At 66.7% G+C, this 1,269-nt stretch carries 1 protein-coding gene; it reads right to left on the bottom strand.

What is annotated here, in order from left to right; translation table 11 throughout:
* Nucleotides 1–1,050, bottom strand: a 1,050-nt coding sequence (locus J5F18_RS12065; RefSeq protein ID WP_346298870.1) for a fumarate hydratase, incomplete at its 3' end; no start/stop codon positions are given.
* Nucleotides 1,051–1,269 lie beyond the last annotated feature (219 nt).

Consider the following 1,269-nt stretch of genomic DNA (forward strand, 5'->3'; position numbering starts at 1 on the left):
CTTGTGGGCGGCGTCGCGGCCGGTGAGCAGCTTGCCGTTGAGCAGCAGGGTGTCGCCCGGCTGCCAGGTCTGCACCTCTTCCGGGGTGATGCTGTCGAGATTGACGCGCTTGACGTTGTCCCCCGCCTCACGGGTGATCTCCGGCCAGTCCTCGAGCTTGGGCGCCGGCAGCGCGGCGGGGCCGGAGCCGTCCAGGGTGAAGTGGGCGTGGCGGGTGGCGGCACAGTTGGGGATGATCGCCACCGGCTTGTTGGCGGCGTGGGTCGGGTAGTCCTTGACCTTGATGTCGAGCACCGTAGTCAGGCCGCCCAGGCCCTGGGCGCCGATGCCGCTCTTGTTGACCCGGTCGAACAGCTCCAGGCGAAGCTCCTCGGCGCGGTTGGAGGCCCCACGAGCCTGCAGCTCCTGGATGTCGATGGGGTCGAGCAGCGCCTCCTTGGCGATCTCCATGGCCTTCTCGGCGGTGCCGCCGATGCCGATGCCCAGCATGCCGGGCGGGCACCAGCCGGCGCCCATCTTGGGCAGCTGCTCCATCACCCAGTCGACCACGCTGTCGGAGGGGTTGAGCATGGCGAACTTGGACTTGGCCTCGCTACCGCCGCCCTTGGCGGCCACGTAGACCTCAACGGTGTCGCCAGGCACGATCTTGTGGTGGATGATCGCCGGGGTATTGTCGCCGGTGTTCTTGCGGGCGCCGTCCGGATCGGCCAGCACCGAGGCGCGCAGGACGTTGTCGGGCAGCGCGTAGGCGCGGCGCACCCCCTCGTTGACCATCTCATCGAGACTCATCTCGGCGTCCCAGCGCACGTTCATGCCCACGTGCAGGAAGACGGTAACGATGCCGGTGTCCTGGCAGATCGGCCGGTGGCCCATGGCACACATGCGTGAGTTGATCAGGATCTGGGCGATGGCATCCTGGGCCGCCGGGTTCTCCTCGCGCTCGTAGGCCGCCGCCATGGCATCGATGAAATCCTTGGGGTGGTAGTAGGAGATATACTGCAGGGCATCGGCGACGCTCTGGATCAGATCGTCCTGGCGAATCACGGTCATGGGCAAGGGGCTCCTTGGCGTTGTCGGCATGCCCGCGCGCGACAGCCGATCGTTGTGGCGGCTTTGCGCTGGCGGGCTTGAACGGCGGGCATTATACCTCAGCCGGCCCGCTGTCGGCATTGATGCCGCCGAAGGTCGCAAGTGTGGTTTATAGCAAATACACGATAACGGTATAAAAACAGGGGGGGGGCGACCGCTCGCCCGGGGCTTATCCCACGG

It is taken from the genome of Halomonas sp. BM-2019, from assembly GCF_017584085.1.